Below are 23,812 nucleotides of genomic sequence, written 5' to 3' on the forward strand. Positions count from 1 at the left end.
GTTAATTTTTAAAGTCATGAAAAATATTAAGAAGAATATTATATACATTGGTTTGTTACTCACGTTGATTGCGAGTTCCTGTAGCCAAGATAGTTTCGACGAAAACTACTATAATCCAGAATCGTCCGTTGAGGCAGACATCCCTCGACTGTTTTCGGGATTGTTGTTCAATCAAAGCAAAGCCAGTTCGAATACAATAATGCCACGATATTGGAATCTTTACGTTTTCCAATTACCGATGCCCGGAAAGTATAGTCAGTTGTTCGGTTACACCGCAAGTAACGGTCGATACGAGCAACAAACTGCTTATACACAGAGTCGTTGGCAGTATTATTATACAGGCCCTTTTTCATCCTACACGGAAATGATGAAGCTATATAATAATTTGTCAACTAACGAGGAGAAAGCAGGCTACGATTTGTTTATGCAGATAAGCAAGATATTTCTATACGATCAAACCGCTCAAATGATTGATATGTGGGGCGATATACCTTTTAGTGAGGCTGGACATATCTTAACTTCAAGCGGTATTATCCAAAATGCGAAGTATGATGATCAAAAAGAGCTATACTATACATTTATTGACGATTTAAAAGTGATAGCGGATTACTTGAACGCCTATCAAACTAATTCGTTTTACAAACCGATGTTCGACAAAGCAGATATTATTAATCAAGGTAGTGTAGAAAAATGGAAAATATACGCAAATTCCTTAAGATTGAGGCTAGCTATGAGAATATCTTACGCAGACGAAGCAAAAGCAAGGAATGTCGTCACAGAAATACTAGGAAACCCAAGCCTTTATCCTCTTGTTTCGACAATAGAAAATTCTATCAAAATAGACTCTAGAGGAGCAGAACTTCGTAGTGTGGTGGGTGTCGACGGTATAAGAAACTCGTTTGAAAGCGGAGGATTCAACTATGCACCGGGCTTTATAATTAACGATTTAATGAAGCCCTCTAATGATCCCCGTCTGCGTGTTTTCTTTTCGAAGAATGCTAACGGAGATTATTTAGGCCTTGATCCAAATCTCGATCCCACAGTGCAGGACGATCAAATTAGTAATAACTTGATTTCGAGGGTAGATTCTGCTACCTTTAGCAGGAACGATAAATTTCCGGGCATAATTTTCACACCGGCGGAAATAAGCTTCTTAAAAGCAGAAGCGAATGAACGGTGGGGGGTTGGAAATGCTGCGAAAGATGAATACGAAAAAGGAATCAGGCAGTCTATCGAATACTGGTTTTATATTAATGCTTTGAATGACAACGCGGACGGTACTGCTTATAGACCGGAGACACCGGCTACTGAAGTTGAGATTGCGAATATGTTGGCTAGTACAAAAGTTAATTATTCGGGTACCCAGCAGCAAAAGCTAGAAAAGATTGCAACCCAAAACTGGGCAAACTTCTCGGTTATACTATCTCATCAAGCTTGGGCGGAGTATCGCAGAACAAATTATCCAGCATTAATTTTCGCAAATGACAACTCATCATCACAAAGTCTTCCGCCAGCTCGTCTATTGTATCCAGAGAATGAGCGCACTTATAATCCTACAAATTATGAAGCTGTCAGAGCAAAAGATAGAATCGATGCAAAAATCTTTTGGGATGTAAATTAGCATTTCAGTTTTATTAACTTTGATATTAGGAGGCGTTATTTCACGCCTCCTTTTTTGTTGATATTGAATGGAGGTCGATATACAGCTGAAGATTTCATCCTTTTTTGGGAACAGACTTGAAATGGATTAGCAAATTTCTTCAAAACAGGCGATTTAAAAATAGAGCCTTACTTATTAATTTTTTTAAAAAGTTAGTCAATTTCCAAAAAACTTTTTCTATTTTCACCGCCAGTTATGATAACAACTAATCGATAGCCGGAAGAGCTACAATGAATTTGACGAACGAAATAATTAAGCATCTCTATTATTCGGACTGTTTGTCGGTGTCGGAATTGAGCGTCTGCACAGGGAAAAGTATTCCCAAAATAGCAGATGAGGTTGCTACTTTATTACGTGATCATTTGTTGATAGAAGACGGATTCGCGGCTTCAACAGGTGGTCGACGAGCCATGCGCTACTCGCTAGCTGTGGATAGGCTTCCCATTATCATCAGCATAGCGATTGATCAGTTCTATACCGCTATTGGGATTGCGGATATAAGAAATACACTGTTAGCGCCAATACACACATTTCCTGTCGCCATATATGATGATGAACATGCGTTCGCGACAATAATCGCGGCAGCACGCGAGGCAATAGACCGGTTGGGAAATCCAAAGCATTGCCTCTTGGGCTTGACCATGCCGGGGTTTGTGGATAGTGAACGTGGATTGAATCATTCGTTTCCTTCGAGCTCACCTTTCTTCAACATAAAGCAGCGTGTGGAATCGGAATTGGGCTATCCTACTGCTGTGGCGAATGATTCCAGTGCGATTGCCGTAGCTGAGCATAAATTTGGGAAAGGCCGAGGTAGTCAGGATATTCTCGTGGTCAATTTCAACTGGGGAGTCGGCTTAGGCATGATTATCAGCAACAAAATTTATAAAGGACATAGTGGTTATGCCGGAGAGTTTAGTCACATACCCTTGGCCAATAGCCAGAAATTATGCTCTTGCGGAAAGAAAGGCTGTTTGGAAGTCGAGGCTTCGCTGGTTAGCGTTTTCGATGCGATCAAAGCCGCCTTGGCCGATGGCGAAGCGTCTCATCTGCAGCAGACATTTCAGGAAAACGGTGAAATAACATTTTCCGACCTTCTCTTTGCCTTTGCTCATGGCGACCAAGTAACGCTTCGGGCAGTTAAAAACATCATGCATATGTTGGGGAAAGGCTTATCAACACTGATCCATATCATGAATCCAGAACGTATCATTGTGAGTGGAAAAGGGGAGGGCTTTGGCAACGATCTTTTACCTGCGCTTAATTCCTCCATTCAGGAGTATTGCATCCCCCGATTATCGCGTTTGACGGAAATTTCCGTATCGGATCTAAACAACGTGCAAATTATTGCAAGCGCTTGCATAGCCATGCAACAACCCATTCTAATATACCCAAAACTAAAACACAACAAATTACAACAACTATGAACAAAATTTACAAACAATGCTGCAGTTTAACGCTGCTGATGTTATTTAGCATCAGTGCGGTATTTGCACAGCAAACCGTCACGGGAAAAGTGACGGATGCCAACGGTGCGCTGCCGGGCGTTACGGTGTCTGTATCGGGAACGACCAACGGTACACAAACGGATGTAGAAGGTAATTATTCGATTCAGGCTCCTGCAGGATCGAAACTACGGTTTACCATGGTGGGCTACTTATCTCAAGAATTGACTGTTTCTGGGAACCGATTGAATGTTAATATGAAAGAGGATGCAGGCGCCTTGGATGAAGTAGTCGTTACGGCATTAGGTATAAAAAGAGAAACGAAAGCTTTGGGTTATGCGGCGTCTACAATTTCTGCAAAGGAGCTTACAGAGGCAGGAAACACAAATATCGGTTCCGCGCTTTACGGTAAAGCCCCCGGTGTTCGTATTTCCACTGCACCTGGTGGCGCGTCTAGTGCTGTAAACGTGCAGATCCGTGGTATCAACTCCTTAAATTACAACCGTCAGCCATTGTATGTAGTCGACGGTGTGATGATCCGGAATGATCAACAAGCCGGTGCACGCGGAACGAACAATTCCGGAGGCGTAACTGATCCAGGTGGACAGGCCATTTGGCAGGATAACCGCATCCGTGGTAATGGTATGTTAGATATCAACCCGGCGGATATTGAATCCTTAACCGTATTGAAAGGAGCTAGTGCCACTGCACTATACGGTTCTGATGCGGCGAGTGGTGTAATCGTAATCACGACGAAAAAAGGTACAAAAGGCAGAGGATTAGGGATCGATTTCAACTATTCGGGTACCATTGAGTCAGCTGCATTTCTTCCCAACCTGCAATATGAATTCGGCCCAGGATCAACTGCAGCGAGCAACTTAGCCGCTGGAGCTACAGAAGAAGGTTGGTTAACCGATCCTCGCTATCCGGGAGAGCGCCTGTTACGCTACAATACTTTTGCACAGTTCGGACCGAGATATGATGGCCAGGACGTTCGGTGGTGGGATGGTTCTGTCCGCCAGTATAGCGCTAACAGAGGTAACTATGCCGACATCTTCGATACCGGTCATAACAGTAACTTCAATGTAAGTTTATCTAACCAAACAGAGAAGATTAATTACCGCTTATCTGCTTCCAATATGGATTACAAAGCGATAGCTCCAGGTAGTAGACAAAATAGAAGCTCTTTCAATTTGAATAGTACGGTGAAAGTGTCTGATCGTGTTGATGTCGACGTTGTCGCAAACTATGTAAACACAAAAACGAAGAATAGACCGGGGCTAATGGGAGATGTACTTGGTTCTAACGCTGGTTTCTTCAGTGGTGCAGAGGATGTTGCTAAAATGAAAAACGAGCTTTATCAAACTGCTGAAGGCTATAAGTTCCAAAACCGTGGCGCCAATAGACCAGGTGAGTTTCCATTGTCTTTTAACGGAACCAATTTGCTAAACTACTTCTGGCAACAGAAAAGAAATATCTACGAAGAAGAAGAGAACCGCTTTTTATCTAGTGCCACACTAAGCTATAGAATCATTGATAAATTGAGTCTGCGAGGACGTATCGGTACCGATGTTACCTCATTAAATATCGAGAATAAAGAGCATAACGAGGCATCGGTTAGATTCAATGAAACCAATAGTACAGGTAAATATGAAGTTTCTAAAGGAATTTATTCTATTGTGTATGGGGATGCCTTATTAACCTATGCAGATAAATTTTCGGAAGATTTTGATTTCAGTTTAAGTGGAGGTTTCCAGTCTAGAACGGAAAATTACGACGATCAAATGTCCAGAACAGAAGGGGGACTAGTATCCGAAAACTGGTTCAGTATCACGAACAGTTTCGGCCAAGCGGTTACCACGCATGCTCGTAAGTCTATGTTGAAGTATGCTTACCTCGGATTGATGAATTTAGGCTATAAAAACTATTTGTTCTTAGAAGGTACAGCGAGACGTGAATCATCTTCGACGCTTCCTGTTCAAAATAATACGTACAATTATTATTCGGTAAACACCGGATTTGTGTTTAGCGATGCGTTTAAATTACCCGAGTTTTTTACTTATGGAAAGTTACGTGCATCGTACGGTGTGGTCGGTAATGATGCGCCAATGTATGTATCAAATGTCGCTTTCAAACAATCGGCATTGATCACGCCGACTAATCCTGTGACGGCTTTGAACGTTAATAGCAGCTATGGTAACCTAGATCTGAGACCTGAGCGTAAATACGAAACGGAAGTTGGTTTGGAATTGAAATTTTTAAATAGCCGTTTAGGTTTGGACGCGAGTTACTACACCAACCGTATCGAAGACCAGATTATGCCGTTAACGACTGCCGCTTCTACAGGTGCATTAAATCAGATTGTGAATGTTGGAGAAATAGCAAATAGAGGTTGGGAATTATCCTTCACGGGAACGCCGGTTCAGAGCGAGAACTTCCGGTGGAACGCGCGGTTGAACTTCTCAAACAACAGATCAAAGCTGAATTCACTTCGTGAGGGTATCTCCAGACTTGTATTCTATGAAATGGACCAAAGCTCTCTTCGTTTGGAAGCAAGACCAGGTGAAGAATTGGGTAATATCTATGTTCATCCAAGAGCCACTAACGAAAACGGAGAATTCTTAATAACGAATACAGGTTATTACGTAATTGATAAATCGCGCTACGAGAAAGTAGGCAACATTATGCCGAAAGCGATTGGCGGTTTAAGTAATACCTTCGTTTATAAAAACATCAGTTTAGATTTTACCGCAGATTACCGCTTCGGAGGCCAGATGGTTTCTGCACCGCATAAATATGCCTATGCTGCTGGTCGTTTAGAGAGCACACTCGATTATAGAGAGTCAGGTATTACCCTAGAAGGGGTGAATGAGAATTCTGGAGCAGCGAATAACGTCAATTTAACTGCAGCACAGTATTACTTAAATACTTTCGGATGGGGTAACAACGCCTGGAACGAAAAGGCAGCTGTATTGGATAATAACTTTATCAAACTTCGTGAAGCGGTAATCAGCTATAGAATTCCAGATTCCTTCACACAAAAAGTTAAAATTAACAACCTCCGCGTTTCATTGATCGGCCGTAACTTATTTTACTTCTACCGTTCAATTAAGGACATCGATCCGGAAGCACCAGTTGGTACGCAATGGTACTCACAAGGAGTGGATATTGGCTCCAATGCAGCAACAAGAAGTTTTGGATTTTCTTTAAATGCGAACTTCTAATCGTTCACTTATCAAATAGTAAAGCAATGAAAAAAATAAAAAATATATTAATCGCCATGACTATGGTATTCGTGCTAGGAACTGCAACCTCTTGTAAGTCCCAGCTGGAAGATAAATACTTAGATCCAGAGCAGACGGCGACTCCAAACATCCGCGCATTTTTATCGCAGATGTTAACAAATTCAAGATTAAGATCTGAATATTGGCATTACCGTACGTTCATCCTTATGCACCAGGCTCGGTATACACAGACGACATTCTTTACGAATGCAAATGGCATGTATCAGCAAAATGATTCCTATATCAACGGCTATTGGAACGATTTCTACGGACCGGGCCTACTTGGTGTTTACAGGGCTATGGAAAGAGCTTACGCTGATTTGAGCGATACCGAAAAAGCAGAGCTTGACCCGTTTATGTATGCAGCACGCGTGGTGCTTTACGACCAAGCATCTAAATTGGTGGATAACTTTGGTGATATCCCTTTTTCGGAAGCGGGAAGCCTGCCGAAGACCGACCAAATCAGTTTGGCGAAGTTTGATTCACAAACAGCGCTTTATGCTGAATTCATAGAAGGACTTAAGAGTGCAGGGACTTTCTTTAAGACGTACCGCACTACGGCAGACTTTACGCGGGCAGATATCCTAAACGGCGGCGTTGCCCTAAAGTGGCAAAAATATGCTAACTCTTTGCGCTTGCGTTTGTTAATGCGTACATCGCACGTGAACGAGAGTACGGCAAGAACCGAGATCATGGAGATGCTGAATAATCCTGCTGATTATCCGTTGGTAGACGGAGATAATTCAGGAAACTACACGCCTACTTCGGATGTTTTGTTAGCGCCTTTGAGCACATACACCTCCAGTCTGCTGGATGCACTTAGAGAGCTTCCGAGCCATTACGCGCCAGACTATATGCTGAATACGGTACTTAATACCTCCAATGATCCTCGCATACCGGTGTTGTTTGACAAATTCGGGAAAACAGTTAACAATGCTTTTGTGCAAAATCCAACATACAGAGCCATGCCGATAACCTTCTCTCAAGTGGAGTCGGAGCAGCAATTCCAAGACTATGCGGTAGTTGACTCGGCAACGGCATGGATTAACAATAAATTGCCGGGCGTTTTAATGACCGCTTCGGAGGTGAATTTTATTAAGGCTGAAGCCCTAGAGCGTTGGGGAAGCACAGCGGATGCAAAACTAGCTTACGAAACTGCAGTTAGGCAGTCTGTCAGCTTTTACTATTATTTAAATAATACCAGTACGCATGCTAGTAAAGTGACGACTCCTGTAGATTCGGTAATCACCGCATTCGTTACGCAGTCTAACATCGCGTACACCGGTACTCCAGCAAACAAATTGCAGCTGATTGGTACACAAAAATGGGTACACTTTGGGTGGTTGCAAGGTGAGCAAGCTTGGTCGGAATACCGCAGAACAAAATACCCTGTTCTTCCAGCATTCCCAGTGGATGATTTAAATGGTTTTGAGCGCCCGCCTGTCCGTTTGTTATATCCATCATCGGAGATAACGAACAACAGCGACAACTACAGTGCGGTTCAAGCAAAAGACACACGCGATACCAAAATCTTTTGGGACGTAAAATAAGCATTGTCTTACTAATTTTATTAAGCCTGCATCACGATTGTGATGCAGGCTTTTTAATTGGTTAATATGGGTTCTTAACGGCCTTTCAACTTGCTCATCTTCCCGATAAACCGTATATTGGCTATTCGAATATTAATCAGCTAATTTAATCAATACGCATGCGTTCAATTTATAAAAACGTTTTAGCCGTAGCCTTGTCTTTTACGGCTGGCAGCGCTTTTTCCCAAGCCCATAATGTATCATCAGGCTATCAAAAGCCAACCGATCCGCAGGTTATTGAAAACCTCGAACACTGGCAAGATATGAAGTTCGGGCTCTTTATGCATTGGGGGACATACAGCCAATGGGGCATTGTAGAAAGTTGGAGTCTTTGTCCGGAAGATGAGGGCTGGACACAACGGAAGCCAGAGCATGGCGCGACATACAATGCGTATGTGAAAAATTACGAAAACTTGCAAACAACATTCAATCCGACAGCTTTTAACCCGGAGAAGTGGGCCGACGCAGCTAAGGCAGCAGGTATGAAATATGTCGTGTTTACGACTAAACATCACGATGGGTTTGCCATGTTTGATACGAAGGAATCCGATTATAAAATCACCTCTTCCAAATCACCATTCTCCACCAACCCAAAAGCCGATGTTACGAAGGAAATCTTCAACAGTTTTCGACAGGAAGGATTTAAAATAGGTGCTTATTTTTCGAAGCCGGATTGGCACACAGAATACTATTGGTGGCCCTACTTTCCGCCGAAAGATAGAAACGTCAATTACGACCCTGAAAAGTATCCCGAGCGGTGGGAAAAATACAAGCAATTTACCTTTAACCAGATCAACGAGTTGACATCAAACTATGGGAAAGTCGATATCCTTTGGTTGGATGGCGGATGGGTTCGCCCCTTCAAAACCATTGATCCAACGGTCGAGTGGCAGCGCACGATTAAGGTCGAGCAGGATATTGATATGGATCGTATCGGCTCCATGGCGCGTAAAAACCAACCGGGAATTATCGTGGTGGATAGAACCGTGCCCGGCAATTGGGAAAACTACGTCACACCCGAGCAAGCTATCCCCGAACACCCTTTAGACATTCCTTGGGAAAGCTGTATCACGATGGGCGATTCCTTCTCATATATACCCAACGACCGTTACAAGCCGACCAAGAAGCTTGTCGAAACTTTAGTGCAGATTATATCTCGCGGCGGTAATTACCTGTTGAATATCGCGCCGGGGCCAACTGGTGACTTTGACCAAGCGGCCTACGATAGACTTAAAGAACTTTCCTCTTGGATGGATACGAATGGCTCCGCTGTATTTGCCACGAGAGCCGTTGCACCTTACCACGAAGGAGATTACTATTATACAAAAAGTAAGGATGCGAAGCAGCTAAATGTTTTCCACCTGTCGAACGAAGCGGACTATGTAGCACCAACGACATTTGAATTTACCGTGCCTGCAGGGTTTAAGGCAAAGCAGCTTCGCATATTGGGGGTTAAAGGCAAGGTGAAATGGTCGCAAAAAGGGGATAAAGTCACCGTGCAGAAGCCAAAAGCGACGCTGAGCTATGCGACAGCAATTCAATTGGATAGTAAATAAAGGAGGATCGATGAGATTTATTGTATTGCTATTGACCTGTGCATACCAGATTCCGATGCTTTGTGCACAGGAAGCCAATATTGCGTTGAAAAGCAGTGAATTTCTGTTTGAAACGGGGAAGTTTTTTGCGCAGTGTCATGCCTCGACGATCGAGGAAACCGCCGATGGTGTTTTGTTGACCAGCTGGTTTGCAGGCACGCACGAAGGCAGCGACGATGTGCGGATTTGGGGTGCGCGCTATGAAAAGGGTCAATGGACCGAGCCCCGTGTTTGGGCAGATGGTAAGCTTGCAGATGGTACGCAACAGCCATGCTGGAATCCTGTTCTTTTTCGCGCACCAAAAGAAAGCCTGTTGTATCTTTACTATAAAGTGGGGCCAAATCCGCGTGAATGGTGGGGGATGGTTAAAACTTCTCATGATGGAGGTAAAAGTTGGTCGGCAGCGAAACGTTTACCGACAGGTATTTTAGGGCCTATTAAAAATAAGCCCTTAGCTTTGCCCGACGGTACCATCCTCTCACCGTCCAGTGTAGAGATCAGTGAAGATCGCTGGGTGGCGCATGTAGAACGCAGTACGGACCAGCAGCAGACTTGGGTGGCATATCCCATAGATCATGACGGAAAGATGAATGTTATCCAGCCCAGCATCGTTGAGCACACAGACGGCCGGCTGCAGGTGCTTTGCCGAAGCAAGGAAGGTGTCGTAGCAACAGCTTGGTCGACAGATGCAGGGAAAAGCTGGTCCGCATTGGAAAAGACCGACCTCATTAACCCAAACTCTGGAACTGATGCTATCCGTGTCGGCAATCGCTTTTACATTGTTTATAATCCAGCGCTGCCCGGAAAAGATTGGTGGGAAGGTCGCGCAAAACTGCGTCTGGCCACATCAACGGATGGTATGCATTGGAAAGATGTGCTACATTTAGAAGACGAAGAAAAGGGAGAATTTAGCTATCCTACCATTATGCAGGACTCAAAAGGATTGATTCATATCGTATATACGCATAATCGTAAGAATATTAAACATGTGACGATTAAGGAGTAGTGCGTACGTAGTATTTAGATGATAGTACTTAGTATGTAGAAGAGGCGCGTGCTTCGCAGCTCCTCACTCTTGACTTTTTAACTCTTGACTTCTAACTTTTAAATTTTGACTTCTAACTTTTGACTTATCACTTTTTTTACTTTTTAATTTTTACTTTTGCCTTTTTAATTTTTATATTTGCAGCCAATTCATTAAATTTTAAACGCTTTAATATTATTCAAGAATGTATTTAAGTAAAGAGTACAAAGCTGATATCTTCGCAGAATTTGCAGGTGCAGCAGAAAACACAGGTTCTACAGAAGGACAGGTAGCATTATTCACTAAAAGAATCGCTCACTTAACAGAGCATTTGAAAAAAAACAGAAAAGATTTTAACACGCAACGTTCCCTACAAATGTTAGTAGGTAAACGCCGCTCATTATTAGCTTATCTGTACAAAAAAGATATCAACCGTTACCGTGCTATTATTAAGGCATTAGGTCTACGTGACATCATCAAATAAGCTTTTAGAAGTAAAAAGACAGGAACCATCTACAATACGTAGGTGGTTTTTTTATTTTAGGGCCTCTCTCTGTTCGGTAGGCAATTTGCCAAGTGCGCGGCCCATTCATTTCAACGAGCTGGTTGTTTTTTATTTTCGACCAAGATAATCACGACCTTATGTGGTATTGTTTTTTCACAAGCTGCGCCATAACGTATAAATTTTACTTAACTTTGTGTGATTTTTAAAGGTCTATACATAAGAGGACATACGTAGAAAGATGTAAACGTATGTCGAAACGAATTACAAATGAGTTATAACGAAAAAAAAGTATCGATCGACTTGGGCAACGGATTGGCCCCGATCGAGTTATCTACAGGTAAGTTGGCGAAACAAGCTGACGGATCGGTGGTGCTAAAACAAGGAGACACCATGCTGTTGGCAACGGTTGTTTCCGCGCGTGAAGCAAAGCCAGGCGTTGATTTTCTTCCACTATCTGTTGATTACCAAGAAAAGTATGCTTCTACAGGACGTATCCCAGGTGGTTTCTTACGTAGGGAAGCACGTTTGTCGGATTACGAAGTCTTGATCTCCCGTTTGGTAGATAGAGCATTACGTCCATTATTCCCAGAAACCTATCACGCAGATACGCAAGTAATGATCTCCTTGATCTCTGCAGATAAAGATATTATGCCGGATGCATTGGCTGGTTTAGCAGCATCAGCAGCATTGGCTGTTTCCGATATTCCGTTTAACGGTCCAATCTCTGAAGTTCGCGTTGCTAAAATCGACGGACAATTAGTACTTAACCCAACGCTTTCTCAATTGGAGCAAGCTAGTTTAGAATACATCGTTGCGGGATCTGCACAAGATATCGTGATGGTTGAGGGGGAGTCGAAAGAGATCTCAGAAGCTGAAATGGTCGAAGCAATTGCTTTTGCCCATGACGCGATCAAAAAGCAAGTTGCTGCGCAGGTAGAGTTGGCGAATTTGGTGGGATCTAGCGCGAAACGCGAATTTAACCACGAGCCCTCAAACTTAGAGTTACGTGATGCTGTTTTTGCAGCGACATATGACCAAGTTTATGCAATTGCAAAATCAGGTTCAACGAAACACGAAAGGACAGAGAAATTTGCAGAAATAGGTAAAGCATTCTTTGAAACATTAGGTGAGGAGATTGATGAAGAAACGACATTCTTAGCGAAAAAATATTACCACGATGTGCAGTATGACGCTGTTCGTAACTTGGTATTGGATGAAGGTATCCGTTTGGATGGCCGTGATGTCCGTACAGTACGTCCGATTTGGTCTGAAGTGGATTATTTACCGGCAGCGCACGGTTCAGCGGTATTTACCCGTGGTGAAACACAATCGTTGACGTCTGTAACGCTAGGTGCTAAAGACGATGAGCAAATGATCGATGGCGCATTTATCCATGGATACAATAAATTTATATTGCACTATAACTTCCCTTCGTTTTCGGTAGGTGAGGTACGCCCTAACCGTGGCCCTGGTCGGCGCGAAGTCGGACACGGTAACTTGGCTATGCGTTCTTTAAAGCAAGTGCTTCCAGAGGGTACAGAAAACCCGTACACGATCCGTGTGGTTTCTGATATCTTGGAATCGAATGGTTCTTCATCGATGGCGACTGTTTGTGCAGGTACATTGGCGTTGTTAGATGCGGGTGTGAAATTGAAAGCGCCAGTTTCTGGTATTGCAATGGGTCTGATTACAGATGAGAAAAGTGGTAAGTATGCTATCCTATCGGATATCTTGGGTGATGAAGATCATTTAGGTGACATGGACTTTAAAGTGACAGGTACTGAAAAAGGTATTGTAGCTTGCCAAATGGACTTGAAGATAAATGGTTTGAAATGGGAAGTATTGACCCAAGCGTTGGATCAAGCGAAAGAAGCGCGTTTACACATCTTAAACGAGATGAAGAAAACAATCGACGCACCTCGTGAAGATTACAAACCACATGCGCCACGCATTATCTCGTTAACAATCGATAAAGAATTTATCGGTGCGATTATCGGACCGGGCGGTAAAATTATCCAAGAAATGCAACGCGAAACAGGTTCGACCATTTCGATTGAAGAAGTGGATGGAAAAGGTATCGTTCAGGTCTTCGCCGACAATAAGGCGGCTATTGATGCTGCGGTTTCCCGCATTCGTGCCATTGTTGCGAAACCAGAAATCGGTGAAGTTTACGAAGGTAAAGTGAAATCGATTATGCCTTTCGGTGCATTCGTAGAAATCATGCCGGGTAAAGATGGTCTATTGCATATCTCCGAAATCGATTGGTCACGTTTAGAAACGATGGACGGCGTTTTCAAAGAAGGCGATATGGTTAGCGTGAAATTATTGGATATCGATAAGCAAGGCAAGATGAAACTTTCACGTAAAGTGTTATTGCCTCGCCCTCCACGCGAAGATAAGCCAAAGCAAGAACAAAAACCGGCTAATGACGCGCCTCAAGCGTAAGTTTAAGACGCATAATTTAAAGCTGCATCCTTATGGTGCAGCTTTTTTTATGGAAAAAGTAGAAAATGGTCATCCTATCCATAGGAAGCAAACGACGTGTGGTAAGCTAACGACTTTTTTATATGCGCATTTATCTAACCTATTTATTTTTTCTTCTATCCGCTTTTGGATTTAGCCAAGAACCAACAGATCTGCAGTCGTTAGCGCAGTTAATCTCTACAAGATTGCCGGATACGTTACATTTAAATAGGCATGAACGAGTACATTTCAGCTTCTCTGCGGATACTACCGTACCTCTATTCGATTACAGGCGTGTATTAAATCAGTACGTTCAACCTTTGCTTTCGAGCTACAATCGATTTTTTACGAAAGAGAAATGTTACCACCTCTATGTGTTTACGGATCCTATAACTTTGCGGAAGATTGTAAATTTTCAAGAGTTTACCTGTGGGAGACAGCTTTTTGGTCCGGTGGTTGTTTATGCGTCGGTGGCTCGGGGCTTTTATGACTTTAGAGACTCTTTATTACAAGACTGGGCCGCAATAATACGAGACCCTAATTTATTTGAGAATGTCAAGCAGGTGGATATACTTATTCATAAATCAGGTGAAGTTGAATTCACTGGAGATGATCTTCTGTCCAAAAGCTTGTATGCGGGATTAAAACCTAAATGGAAACAGGCAATTTACTATGGGCAACCCGTAAACAGTGTAACCACAGTGAAAGTTCGACCAGACCGTTCCCTTGATAAGGAATCTATTCAGTACACCGAAGTAGCTTATTTTATTAAAGACCGTTTTGAAGGTCAGGTGTTAAAATTTGATCCAGACTGGTCCGGGGTTCTAGATAGTAAAAAAAGTATAGCCGTATCTTTTATATATGACGCCTCGATTGGGCAGCTCTCCGACGTGGCAGTACATAGCAATGAAGGCGCGAAAGCGAAGAGACTGATGGACTGGATTTATGTAAATTACTCCCAAATAGAAAAGGATTTTTTACATAGTGATAGTGGGTCAAGCCGATATTTGTTTTATATCGATTGAAACATTGAAAACGTTTGTAAAAAAGGACGAGGCTGTTTAAAAAGGGAACTACCTTTTGTTATCGCTAGAAGGAGGGACAGCGACGAAGCGATCTCATGTTTGAAAAAATGCAGATTACTTCGTCATTCTTCCTCGTAATGACGCATTTTTTAGCATGTATTCAACTTTTTGAACTCCTGTTTCATAACAAGCTTAAACGAGAAACGCTGTCATATTGACAGCGCTTCTCGTTTTATTATGTTGTGTTTACAACATAATCACCGACTCTATCTTCGAGACGTTTTTATAATAATCAATCACATCCTCGGCAGTATTAACAAAGGTTTCTACCGTAATGGATTTGTATTTTCCGCCGGACGATTCTTTTTCCGCAAACTTCGTGCTTGGGTGTGTGAAGATGCTTTTTACTTCGTCAAGTTTCTCTGCCTCAGCTTTTACGATAAACTTAAATGTGTACAAGCTGGGAAACTGTTCGACCGTATTTAATTTCACGCGAAAATTATCATAGAAATCTGTTGGGTTGTTGCCTTCGTTATCGGGCAAGTCCTGAATGTTTAATTTACTAAAATCAGTCATGTATAGTTCTCCTTCCTGCTTTATACTCCAATAATTATACCTAATATAGAAACTGTCTTTTTGTCGTTTTTTAGTTTTCCATCGATGTTGGCCAGCTATTCTTCTGCTTGCCGAACTTTTCGTTAGGCTTATCTGACATGTCAAATACCAGCTCACCACCGAGAAGCATGTCGCTGTGCGTAATGTATACCTTGTTGTAAGCTTTTCCGTTTAGCTTGGCCGATTTGATATAAACGTTCTTCGGGCTGTTGTTTTTAGCAATGATCGTAAATGTCTTGCCGTTGGGCATACTGATAGCAGCTTTATCTAAGCTAGGGCTTCCGAAAACATATTCACCGCCAACAGGCGAAGCGGGATATAAGCCCATCATCGACCATACAGCCCAGGCACTCATTTGCCCGGCATCTTCGTTGCCGGCATAGCCATCCGGGCGGTCATGATACATGGAGTCCACTATATGGCGAATCTTTTCCTGCGTTTTCCAAGCCTCGCCAATGTACGCATACATATAGGCAATATGGTGGCTAGGTTCATTTCCATGAGCATACTGGCCGATGAAGCCGCTCGCATCTGGCGATTGGTTTTCACCTGTCATATGCGACGGAGCCTTGAACAAGGTGTCCAACATCAGGCCGAGTCCATTTTTCTGCGGAAACAGCTTCGCCAACCCACGTACATCATGCGGAACGAAGAAGGAGTGCTGCCAAGCGTTACCCTCGATGTATTGACTTTTGTCAAAATCATGCTCCGAATAAAACGGATCGAAAGGCTCTACAAATTTTCCATTCTTATATTTTGCGCGCATAAAGCCAGTTTGTGGATCGAAATGATTGACGTAGCTCTTTGCTCGCTTAATAAACAGTTCATAATCTTCTTTTTTACCCAATTTTTTGGCGACAAGTGCAATGCAGTAATCATCAAATGCATACTCCAATGTTTTGGTAACGCTACCACCATTCACATCCTGCGGAACGTAGCCGTATTCAATATAGGCCGGCACTTCACGGATTTCTTGAAACGCACTATTGCGCATCGCCTGATAGGCACGTTCGGCATCCACGCCCGGCCAATCTTTCAAGACAGCATCGGCCAATACTGGTACGGAATGGTAGCCCGTCATTGTGTTGGTTTCAAAGGTGCTCAGGTCCCAAACGGGTAGCAATCCATTTTCATCGTGAAACGCTAATAGGCTGTTCAAAATGTCGGTATATCGCTGAGGTTGTGTAATGGTAAATAGGGGTTTTAAAGCACGAAAGGTATCCCACATGGAGAAAAAGGTATAACGTTGTCCGCCATGAGGCATATTGTGTAATTCGCCTTTCGCATTTTTATACGCACCGTCCTTATCGGAATATAAGGTCGGAGCTACCGCTGTATGGTACAAGGCAGAATAAAAAATAGTCTTTAGACGCTCGTCGCTGCTTTCCACCTTTATTTTTCCTAACTCAGCTTCCCATTTTGCTTGTGCTTGATTTTTCACCGTGTCGAAACTCCAGGTCGGAATTTCCGAAAGCGCTGCTAAAGCCTTTTCTTCACTCGTCATCGAAAGTGCAACTTTGATTTTAACATCGCTCTTGCCCGCGAAGACCAATTGGGCATTAACGGCCTTGACGTTCTTTTCCTTTCCATCGCTGCTGCTGGCTATGCTGCGCTGCTCTGTAACCAAAGCGCCATTTAACAAAAGCTCGTTTATGGATGCCGATGTGCGTAGCGCGAAATACACACGTTGCCTATTAGCCCAGCCTTGGGAGTATCGTTTTCCGATCAATGTACTATCATTGATTATACGGATTTCTGTCTCTAGAGGTTTGTCCCAATTGTAGGTGTGATCTAGATCTAAGCGTATGGTGGGCTTAGAAGTGCCCGTAGGGAACGTGTACTGATGGAAGCCGACGCGTTCGGTGCTCGTCAGATCTGCCTGGATACCGTTATCTAGCTTTACTTTATAATGTCCAGGTTGTGCAACCTCGTTCTGACGTGAGAATTTTACGCGTGTATCGATCTTAGCCTGCTGTATGGGGCCCAACATCGGCATTACCGCGATGTCTAGCCAGTCGCCGATTCCTGTCCCGCTTAAATGCATATGGCTAAACCCCGCAATACTGTCGGAAGAAATGTGGTAGCCACTTACCCAGTCCCAGCCGCCTTTACCATTGTCAGGGCTTAGTTGTACCATCGAAAAAGGAACGGTAGCTCCCGGGTAGGTGTGCCCGTGTCCGCCTGTACCGATTAATAAATTGACATGCTTATTGAGATCCTGAGCATGTGCAAGGTTGGTTGCTAGCCCGATAGCTAAAAAGCTCAGGCCGAATAGATGTTTATTTCTCATGATATGTTGTTGGCTGTTTATTTTACTTTCCCTCCGTACTACCTTCCCTAAAGTATATGCGCGTAAAGCCTACATTACCGGGGTGATAATATTACGAAAAAAAAAGTGTTAAGCATAATAAAACCTTTTAGCATAATAAATTTTAGCTATGTTATTTTTTTGCTAAATATATTTAGTAGATTGCTAGCCTAAACGAACGTAAACCAGTATATGAAAAAAAGAGTGTTAATTAGCGATATTGCGAAAGCTTTGGGTATCTCCGTTACGACGGTTTCCTTCATACTTAATGATAAAGCTAAAGAAAAGCGAATCAGCGATGCGCTAACCAAACGCGTTTTAGATTATGTTAACAAAGTAGGGTATAAGCCAAACCAATTAGCAAAAAGTCTACGAACCGGACAGACCAAAATTTTGGGTCTACTGGTAGAGGATATTGCTAATCCATTTTTCTCCAATGTTGCTAAACATATTGAGCGCAGGGCATATGAAACCGGGTACCATATTATCTACTGTAGTATGGATAACGACGAGCATAAGGCAAAGGAATTGATCCAGCTCTTTATGGATCGCCAAGTGGATGGATTTATCATTACCCCTTCGGAAGGTTTGGAGGATACCATATCCAACATCAAACAAAATAATATCCCCTTGGTGTTATTTGACCGGTTTGTGCCTTCTGTGGAAACGAATTACGTGGTTTCCGACAATCGACGCGGATCGTACGAGGCAACCAAACACCTGCTGGAAGGGGGTAACAAACGTATCGGTTTAATATCACTGTATTCCAACCAGACGCAAATGCGCGATCGGTTGGACGGTTATATGGAAGCCATGGACGAATTCCGTGTGCAGTCTTTCATTAAAAAGCTCAATTTGGATAGTTCGGAAGCAGAGTCACAAGAACAAATCAGGGAGTTTGTGGTTGATAATAAATTAGACGCGGTTTTATTTGCGACTAATTATCTGGCCGTAGATGGTCTGAAAGCCTTAAAGCAGCACAAAACGAGTTTGCCTAAAATGGTAGCATTTGATGAACATACTTTGTTTAAATTGCATGATCCTTCCATAACGGTTGTATCGCAAGATATTGAGCAATTAACGCGCGAACTTATTCACACGCTAATTGCTGAAATTAGTGGGAAACTTAAAGAGGTTAGGCAGTTGACTATTCCATGCCAACTGATCGTTCGGGAATCTTCTATTTCTTCGTAGGAACGAATTTCATCGAGAGCGAGTTTACGCAATGCCTGGTGTCTTTCGCCGTAAACCGCTCGCCTTTAAATACATGCCCCAGGTGTGCACCACACTTCGCACAAAGTATTTCAACGCGCCGGCCATCGGCATCCGTCTCATGTTTCACAGCGCCTGAAATTTCGTCATCAAAACTCGGCCATCCGCAATGCGATTCAAATTTGTCTTTCGACAAGTAAAGCGGGGCATCGCAGCGCTTGCAAACATACGTGCCTTCTGCTTTGTTGTCCAGTAATTCGCCGGTAAATGGTCGTTCTGTTCCTTTATGAACAATCACATATTCCTCTTCGGCAGTCAATTTGTTGTATTTTGTTGTATCACTCATCGTCGTTAATTTAGCCTTTTTATTTTCTGCGCCCTGCGATCCTGATGTTTGCCCACAAGACAGGAAAAAAATAGCAATAACTATTAGAAAAATCGGGTTTTTATACATGTCACTAAGATCGCAAAATAGATCGATATCTTTGTTTTCTGTATGTCAAGAATTTCCGGCTAGATACTGAAGAGTTTCCGCTATAAATTCCCACCAAATTCATCCCTAAAACGGCCTTTACAGCGCCATTTGGCTATTTATTTAGAATGGTTTTAAATTGATAATTTGCGTCATTAAATTGTCAGTGATTGCTTAATAAGTTATACTTTTGTGCATTGTTTGGAGGGTTTAGACCATTTAGACGACGTATTTTAAAAGTTTTATATCATAAATAAATAGTATAAAGTGCTAAATATGAGAAATATCTCATCCTTATTGGGAAAACTTGCGAAGACAATGTCAGTAAGTATGATGTTGTTATTTGCCGTTACAATGTCGAATGCGCAGGACGTTAAAGAGGGTCAGACGCTTTTCAAGTCTAAATGTACGACCTGTCACAGTGTGACGAAAAAAGTGGTTGGTCCGGCCTTGGCTGGAATGACCGAGCGTCATGATGAAGAATGGTTAGTGAAGTGGATTAAAAATTCACAAGCGATGGTTGCTGCTGGTGATCCTACCGCTGTACAGCTGTTTGAAGAGAACAACAAATTGGTGATGACTGCTTTTACAGATTTATCGGATGATCAAATCAAAAACATCATTGCTTATGTAAAAGATGAGGAAACGAAAGCTGCGGAAGCTCCTGCTGCTGGTGCTGCTGCCGCTGGTGCTGCACAATCGGATGATGCAAACACATTCATGATCATTGGTTTAATAGCCATTGTCGTTTTGGCGGTTGTTGTTATCGTGGTGCTGAATCGTGTTATTCGCACCCTAGAAAAAGTTATCGCGAATAACCAAGCGGCTATCGAAGCTGCGCAAGCGCGCAACGAAACAGTAGTGGAAAATCGCTTCGCGAAATTTGCACAGGCATTTGTGAAAAACAAAAAGCTCGTCGGTTTCTCGGTGCTGATGCTGGTTGCTTTCTTGGCAGTTGGCGGCTGGAATACGCTTTGGAACGTTGGTGTTCATCAAGGGTATGAGCCTGTTCAGCCGATTAAATTCTCGCACCAGATTCACGCGGGCGTGAACCAAATCGAATGTCAGTATTGCCACGGTGGTGCTTTCAAATCCAAAAATGCGTCGATTCCGTCAGCGAATGTGTGTATGAACTGTCATAACACGGTAACAGCATCTGAGCATTACGATGGGGAGCTTTCACCAGAGATTGCTAAAATCTACAGAGCGCTGGATTATAATCCAGAGACACGCGAATACGGAAACAATCCGAAGCCTATTCAATGGGTTAGAATTCACAACCTACCTGACTTCGCTTACTTCAATCACTCGCAGCACGTTGTGGTAGCGGGTGTGGAATGTCAAACATGTCATGGTCCGGTAGAAACAATGGAAGAGGTTTACCAATACTCTCCTTTAACAATGAAGTGGTGTATCGACTGTCACAGAACGACAGAAGTTAACACGGACAACGCTTATTACGATCAATTGATCGAGGCTCACGAAAAGTTGAAGAAAGGTGAGAAGATGACTGCCGCAATGATCGGCGGACTAGAGTGTGGTAAATGTCACTATTAATAATTAAATAAGAAAATACGCAATCTTTAATATAAAGCTTAAATGGATAGCAACAAGAAATATTGGAAAGGTTTGGAGGAATTGCAACAAACACCTGCTTTCGTCGAAAAGAGCAAAGGTGAGTTTGCCGAGCCTATTCCTGTAGAAGATGTATTGAACGAAGCTGGATTGAGCACAAAGACACCTCGTCGTGACTTCTTGAAAGCTTTGGGATTCGGTTTAGGGGCTGTAACCTTGGCAGCGTGTAATCGTACACCTGTTCATAAAGCAGTGCCTTATGTTATCAAACCGGAAGAAGTAACACCAGGTATTCCAAATTATTACGCTTCATCATTCAACGGACAAAGTGTGTTAATCAGAACACGTGAAGGTCGTCCTATTTTAGTAGAAGCAAACCCCAATGCAGTTGGTTTAGTGCAGGGTACAGAGTCAGCGACAGTATCGTCCGTCTTGGATCTGTATGACATGACGAACAAACTACAGAACCCACAAATCGGGGGTAAAGATGTCGAGTGGAGCAAGTTAGATACAACCGTTAAACAAGCGTTAGTCAAAGCTTCAAATTCTGGGAAACAAATCACGCTGGTTTCAAGAACGATTAACAGCCCGTCGACTTTACAAGCTATTGCCAAATTCAAGGAGTCTTTCCCGAGCACGAACTTGGTTCAATTCGATCCTATATCATACAGTGGTATCCGCAAAGCAAACGAGCAAAGTTTCGGAAGAGCGGTGATCCCTGCTTATAATTTCGAAAATGCCTTGGTTGTGTTATCTGTTGGTGCTGATTTCTTAGGTACTTGGTTAGATGGGGAAGAGCATACACAAGATTATATTAAAAACAGAAACTACAAATCCTTAGAAGGTGGCAAGATGTCGCGCCATATCCAATTTGAATCGGGTATGAGCATGACAGGTACAAATGCGGACGTTCGTATCGCAGTAAAGCCATCCGAAGAAGGTGCGGTATTAGTTTCTTTATATAACGAAGTTACGGGTTCATCCTTGCCAGGTGCATTAACGGGGAACCAACGTGCTGCTACAGCGATTAAGCTGGCAGCGCAAGAATTATTAAAGAACAGAGGAAAAGCTGTTGTCGTAGCTGGCGCAAATAATGTAGATGCTCAGATTTTAGCTAACGCGATCAACGTTGCCATTGGTGCTTACGGTACAGTAATCGATCTGGATAACTTCTCCAAAAAATACCAAGGTTCTGAAGATGCTTTTGCTACTTTCTTAGCAGATGCAAATGCCGGACGTGTAGGTGTTGCGATGTTCTTAAATTCAAATCCTTTGTATGATTATGCGGATACTAAGGTGGTGAAAGACGCATTATCTAAAGTGGATTTCACGCTTTCGTTTGCCGATCGTGCGGATGAAACAGCTTCGGAATTAAAAGCGATCGCACCAACGAGCAACTATTTAGAATCTTGGGGTGATGAATCTTCCAGAGAAGGTTATTACACCATCGTTCAGCCGACTATCAACCCCGTATTCAATACGCGCCAAGCAGAGCAAAGCTTATTGGTTTGGTCTGGAAACATCATCAACATCTTTGACTTTGTTAAAAATGTTTGGGAAACCCAAATTTTAGCGGGTAGCGCGAAGAAATGGAAAGATGTATTGCAAACTGGTTTTGAATATAAAGGTAAATTAACAGCGAACGCGTATACATTCACCGGAAACGTGCAGGGTGCCGCAACCAACTTGCAGGCCTATGCGAAGACGTTAGCTGGTGAAGGGTTCGAGTTAGCCTTGTACGAATCTGCAGCCATTCGTGACGGACGCTTTGCAAACAACGCATTCTTACAAGAGTTGCCGGATCCGGTTTCCAAAGTTACTTGGGACAACTACGTCGCTTTAAATCCAAAGGATATCGAAGCACTAGGATTGGGTGAAAACAGTGTGGTAACGGTAGAAGGAAACAACTACTCCGTGGAGCTTCCTGTGTTAGCACAGCCAGGTCAGGCATTGGGTTCAGCTTCCGTAGCCGTAGGATACGGTCGTACGAAAGTAGGTAAAGCGGGTAACAACGTTGGGGTTAACGCTTATCCATTTGCAACTGTTAAAAATGGTGTGACGCAAACCGCTGCTAAAGTTAAGATTTCGAAAGTTTCGAGAACGTACGAGTTGGCACAAACGCAAACGCACCATACGATCGAAGGCAGAAATATTATTCGCGAAACTACATTCGCAAACTATTTAAAAAATCCAGCATCAGAATCTGGTCGTTTTGCCGATTCACATAAATCATACGATTTGTGGAACAAGTTTGAGTCGCCAGGTCACAAATGGGTGATGGCAGTAGACTTAAATGCCTGTACAGGCTGTGGTGCTTGTATCGTAGCATGTAACATTGAAAACAATATTCCTGTAGTAGGTCGTGATGAGGTTCGTCGTCGTCGTGAAATGCACTGGTTGCGTATCGACCGTTACTATACGATCGAAGAAGATGGGGTAGATTACACCAAAGAGGATGATATCGCGAATCTGAACGATTTCCAAAATGTGAAAGTAGTTCATCAACCGATGATGTGTCAGCACTGTGACCACGCTCCTTGTGAAACGGTATGTCCGGTATTGGCGACGGTCCACTCTTCTGAAGGATTAAACCATATGGCTTACAACCGTTGTTTCGGTACACGTTACTGTGCGAACAACTGCCCGTATAAAGTGCGTCGTTTCAACTGGTTCAACTACTGGAATGATTCACGTTTCGACAACTACTTGAATAACGAGTTTACACAGTTGGTATTGAATCCAGATGTTACTACACGCTCACGTGGGGTGATGGAGAAATGTTCGATGTGTATCCAACGTATTCAAGCAGGTAAGCTTCAAGCGAAGATTGAAGGTCGTCCATTGAAAGATGGTGATATCAAACTAGCATGTTCAGGAGTTTGTAGTGCAAACGCTATGATCTTCGGTGATGCTAACGATCCAAACTCGGAAGTTTCTAAAGCGTTACGTAGCGAACGTATCTACTACGTCTTGGAAGAAATCAACGTTCAACCGAACATTGGCTACATGACGAAAGTTAGAAATTCATTTGAAGCGTAATTTT

15 protein-coding genes are annotated in these 23,812 nt (G+C 42.9%); 12 read left to right on the plus strand and 3 right to left on the minus strand.

Translation table 11 applies throughout. The features are described 5' to 3' along the window. The first annotated feature begins 16 nt into the window (after positions 1–16). From B0I21_RS03470 to B0I21_RS03510, 9 genes are all read left to right on the plus strand, one after another. Positions 17–1,621, plus strand: coding sequence for a SusD/RagB family nutrient-binding outer membrane lipoprotein (locus B0I21_RS03470; protein ID WP_133639091.1), 1,605 nt, complete (start codon positions 17–19; stop codon positions 1,619–1,621). A gap of 269 nt (positions 1,622–1,890) precedes the next feature. Next, on the plus strand, positions 1,891–3,084 hold the full coding sequence (locus B0I21_RS03475) for an ROK family protein (protein WP_133639092.1): 1,194 nt from the start codon (positions 1,891–1,893) through the stop codon (positions 3,082–3,084). Beyond that, positions 3,081–6,326 (plus strand): SusC/RagA family TonB-linked outer membrane protein, encoded by a 3,246-nt coding sequence (locus B0I21_RS03480; protein WP_133639093.1) that lies wholly within the window; start codon positions 3,081–3,083, stop codon positions 6,324–6,326. Before B0I21_RS03475 ends, B0I21_RS03480 begins: the two co-directional genes overlap by 4 nt. Positions 6,327–6,352: 26 nt before the next feature. Continuing rightward, entirely contained in the window at positions 6,353–7,936 is a 1,584-nt protein-coding gene (locus tag B0I21_RS03485; RefSeq protein ID WP_243835936.1) for a SusD/RagB family nutrient-binding outer membrane lipoprotein, read from the plus strand. Positions 7,937–8,094: 158 nt separating this feature from the next. Next, complete coding sequence (locus B0I21_RS03490) at positions 8,095–9,531, plus strand: alpha-L-fucosidase (protein ID WP_243835937.1); 1,437 nt, start codon at positions 8,095–8,097, stop codon at positions 9,529–9,531. Positions 9,532–9,541: 10 nt separating this feature from the next. After that, on the plus strand, positions 9,542–10,576 hold the full coding sequence (locus B0I21_RS03495) for a sialidase family protein (protein ID WP_166637764.1): 1,035 nt from the start codon (positions 9,542–9,544) through the stop codon (positions 10,574–10,576). A 223-nt stretch (positions 10,577–10,799) separates the two neighbouring features. After that, positions 10,800–11,078, plus strand: a complete 279-nt coding sequence (gene rpsO, locus B0I21_RS03500; protein ID WP_037496050.1) for a 30S ribosomal protein S15 — start codon at positions 10,800–10,802, stop codon at positions 11,076–11,078. Positions 11,079–11,366: 288 nt separating this feature from the next. Continuing rightward, positions 11,367–13,544 (plus strand): polyribonucleotide nucleotidyltransferase, encoded by a 2,178-nt coding sequence (pnp, locus tag B0I21_RS03505; RefSeq protein WP_133639095.1) that lies wholly within the window; start codon positions 11,367–11,369, stop codon positions 13,542–13,544. Between the two features lie 122 nt (positions 13,545–13,666). Beyond that, complete coding sequence (locus B0I21_RS03510) at positions 13,667–14,587, plus strand: hypothetical protein (RefSeq protein ID WP_133639096.1); 921 nt, start codon at positions 13,667–13,669, stop codon at positions 14,585–14,587. 246 nt (positions 14,588–14,833) lie between these two features. On the opposite strand, the gene B0I21_RS03515 is transcribed toward B0I21_RS03510, so the two are convergent. Together B0I21_RS03515 and B0I21_RS03520 are read right to left on the minus strand one after the other, a co-directional pair. After that, positions 14,834–15,163 carry a DUF493 domain-containing protein gene (locus tag B0I21_RS03515; protein ID WP_133639097.1) on the minus strand — a complete coding sequence of 110 codons (330 nt, stop codon included), beginning with the start codon at positions 15,161–15,163 and terminating at the stop codon, positions 14,834–14,836. A 70-nt stretch (positions 15,164–15,233) separates the two neighbouring features. After that, the gene (locus B0I21_RS03520) at positions 15,234–17,492 is read right to left on the minus strand and encodes a GH92 family glycosyl hydrolase (RefSeq protein WP_133639098.1); all 2,259 of its coding nucleotides are present in this window, start codon (positions 17,490–17,492) and stop codon (positions 15,234–15,236) included. Between the two features lie 210 nt (positions 17,493–17,702). Between B0I21_RS03520 and B0I21_RS03525 the strand changes: the two genes are divergently transcribed. Beyond that, positions 17,703–18,704 (plus strand): LacI family DNA-binding transcriptional regulator, encoded by a 1,002-nt coding sequence (locus B0I21_RS03525; protein ID WP_133639099.1) that lies wholly within the window; start codon positions 17,703–17,705, stop codon positions 18,702–18,704. On the opposite strand, the gene B0I21_RS03530 is transcribed toward B0I21_RS03525, so the two are convergent. Beyond that, complete coding sequence (locus tag B0I21_RS03530) at positions 18,691–19,068, minus strand: methionine-R-sulfoxide reductase (RefSeq protein WP_394346342.1); 378 nt, start codon at positions 19,066–19,068, stop codon at positions 18,691–18,693. The genes B0I21_RS03525 and B0I21_RS03530 overlap by 14 nt on opposite strands. A gap of 402 nt (positions 19,069–19,470) precedes the next feature. Here B0I21_RS03530 and B0I21_RS03535 point away from each other — a divergent pair, with 402 nt between their 5' ends. Together B0I21_RS03535 and B0I21_RS03540 are read left to right on the plus strand one after the other, a co-directional pair. Beyond that, positions 19,471–20,751: a cytochrome c3 family protein gene (locus B0I21_RS03535; RefSeq protein WP_133639101.1), complete on the plus strand. Its 1,281-nt coding sequence runs from the start codon at positions 19,471–19,473 to the stop codon at positions 20,749–20,751. A gap of 42 nt (positions 20,752–20,793) precedes the next feature. Continuing rightward, the gene (locus B0I21_RS03540) at positions 20,794–23,808 is read left to right on the plus strand and encodes a TAT-variant-translocated molybdopterin oxidoreductase (protein WP_133639102.1); all 3,015 of its coding nucleotides are present in this window, start codon (positions 20,794–20,796) and stop codon (positions 23,806–23,808) included. Positions 23,809–23,812: the final 4 nt, after the last annotated feature.

Origin of the sequence: Sphingobacterium paludis, from assembly GCF_004364125.1 — a bacterium.
Classification (GTDB): Bacteria; Bacteroidota; Bacteroidia; order Sphingobacteriales; family Sphingobacteriaceae; genus Sphingobacterium; species Sphingobacterium paludis.

What these genes read in the sequence shown, in the direction of transcription:
- B0I21_RS03470 (WP_133639091.1), top strand. Translation starts at nt 17, where the DNA reads ATGAAAAATATTAAGAAGAATATTATATACATTGGTTTGTTACTCACG.
- B0I21_RS03475 (WP_133639092.1), top strand. Translation starts at nt 1,891, where the DNA reads ATGAATTTGACGAACGAAATAATTAAGCATCTCTATTATTCGGACTGT.
- B0I21_RS03480 (WP_133639093.1), top strand. Translation starts at nt 3,081, where the DNA reads ATGAACAAAATTTACAAACAATGCTGCAGTTTAACGCTGCTGATGTTA.
- B0I21_RS03485 (WP_243835936.1), top strand. Translation starts at nt 6,353, where the DNA reads ATGAAAAAAATAAAAAATATATTAATCGCCATGACTATGGTATTCGTG.
- B0I21_RS03490 (WP_243835937.1), top strand. Translation starts at nt 8,095, where the DNA reads ATGCGTTCAATTTATAAAAACGTTTTAGCCGTAGCCTTGTCTTTTACG.
- B0I21_RS03495 (WP_166637764.1), top strand. Translation starts at nt 9,542, where the DNA reads ATGAGATTTATTGTATTGCTATTGACCTGTGCATACCAGATTCCGATG.
- rpsO (WP_037496050.1), top strand. Translation starts at nt 10,800, where the DNA reads ATGTATTTAAGTAAAGAGTACAAAGCTGATATCTTCGCAGAATTTGCA.
- pnp (WP_133639095.1), top strand. Translation starts at nt 11,367, where the DNA reads ATGAGTTATAACGAAAAAAAAGTATCGATCGACTTGGGCAACGGATTG.
- B0I21_RS03510 (WP_133639096.1), top strand. Translation starts at nt 13,667, where the DNA reads ATGCGCATTTATCTAACCTATTTATTTTTTCTTCTATCCGCTTTTGGA.
- B0I21_RS03515 (WP_133639097.1), bottom strand. Translation starts at nt 15,163, where the DNA reads ATGACTGATTTTAGTAAATTAAACATTCAGGACTTGCCCGATAACGAA.
- B0I21_RS03520 (WP_133639098.1), bottom strand. Translation starts at nt 17,492, where the DNA reads ATGAGAAATAAACATCTATTCGGCCTGAGCTTTTTAGCTATCGGGCTA.
- B0I21_RS03525 (WP_133639099.1), top strand. Translation starts at nt 17,703, where the DNA reads ATGAAAAAAAGAGTGTTAATTAGCGATATTGCGAAAGCTTTGGGTATC.
- B0I21_RS03530 (WP_394346342.1), bottom strand. Translation starts at nt 19,068, where the DNA reads ATGAGTGATACAACAAAATACAACAAATTGACTGCCGAAGAGGAATAT.
- B0I21_RS03535 (WP_133639101.1), top strand. Translation starts at nt 19,471, where the DNA reads ATGAGAAATATCTCATCCTTATTGGGAAAACTTGCGAAGACAATGTCA.
- B0I21_RS03540 (WP_133639102.1), top strand. Translation starts at nt 20,794, where the DNA reads ATGGATAGCAACAAGAAATATTGGAAAGGTTTGGAGGAATTGCAACAA.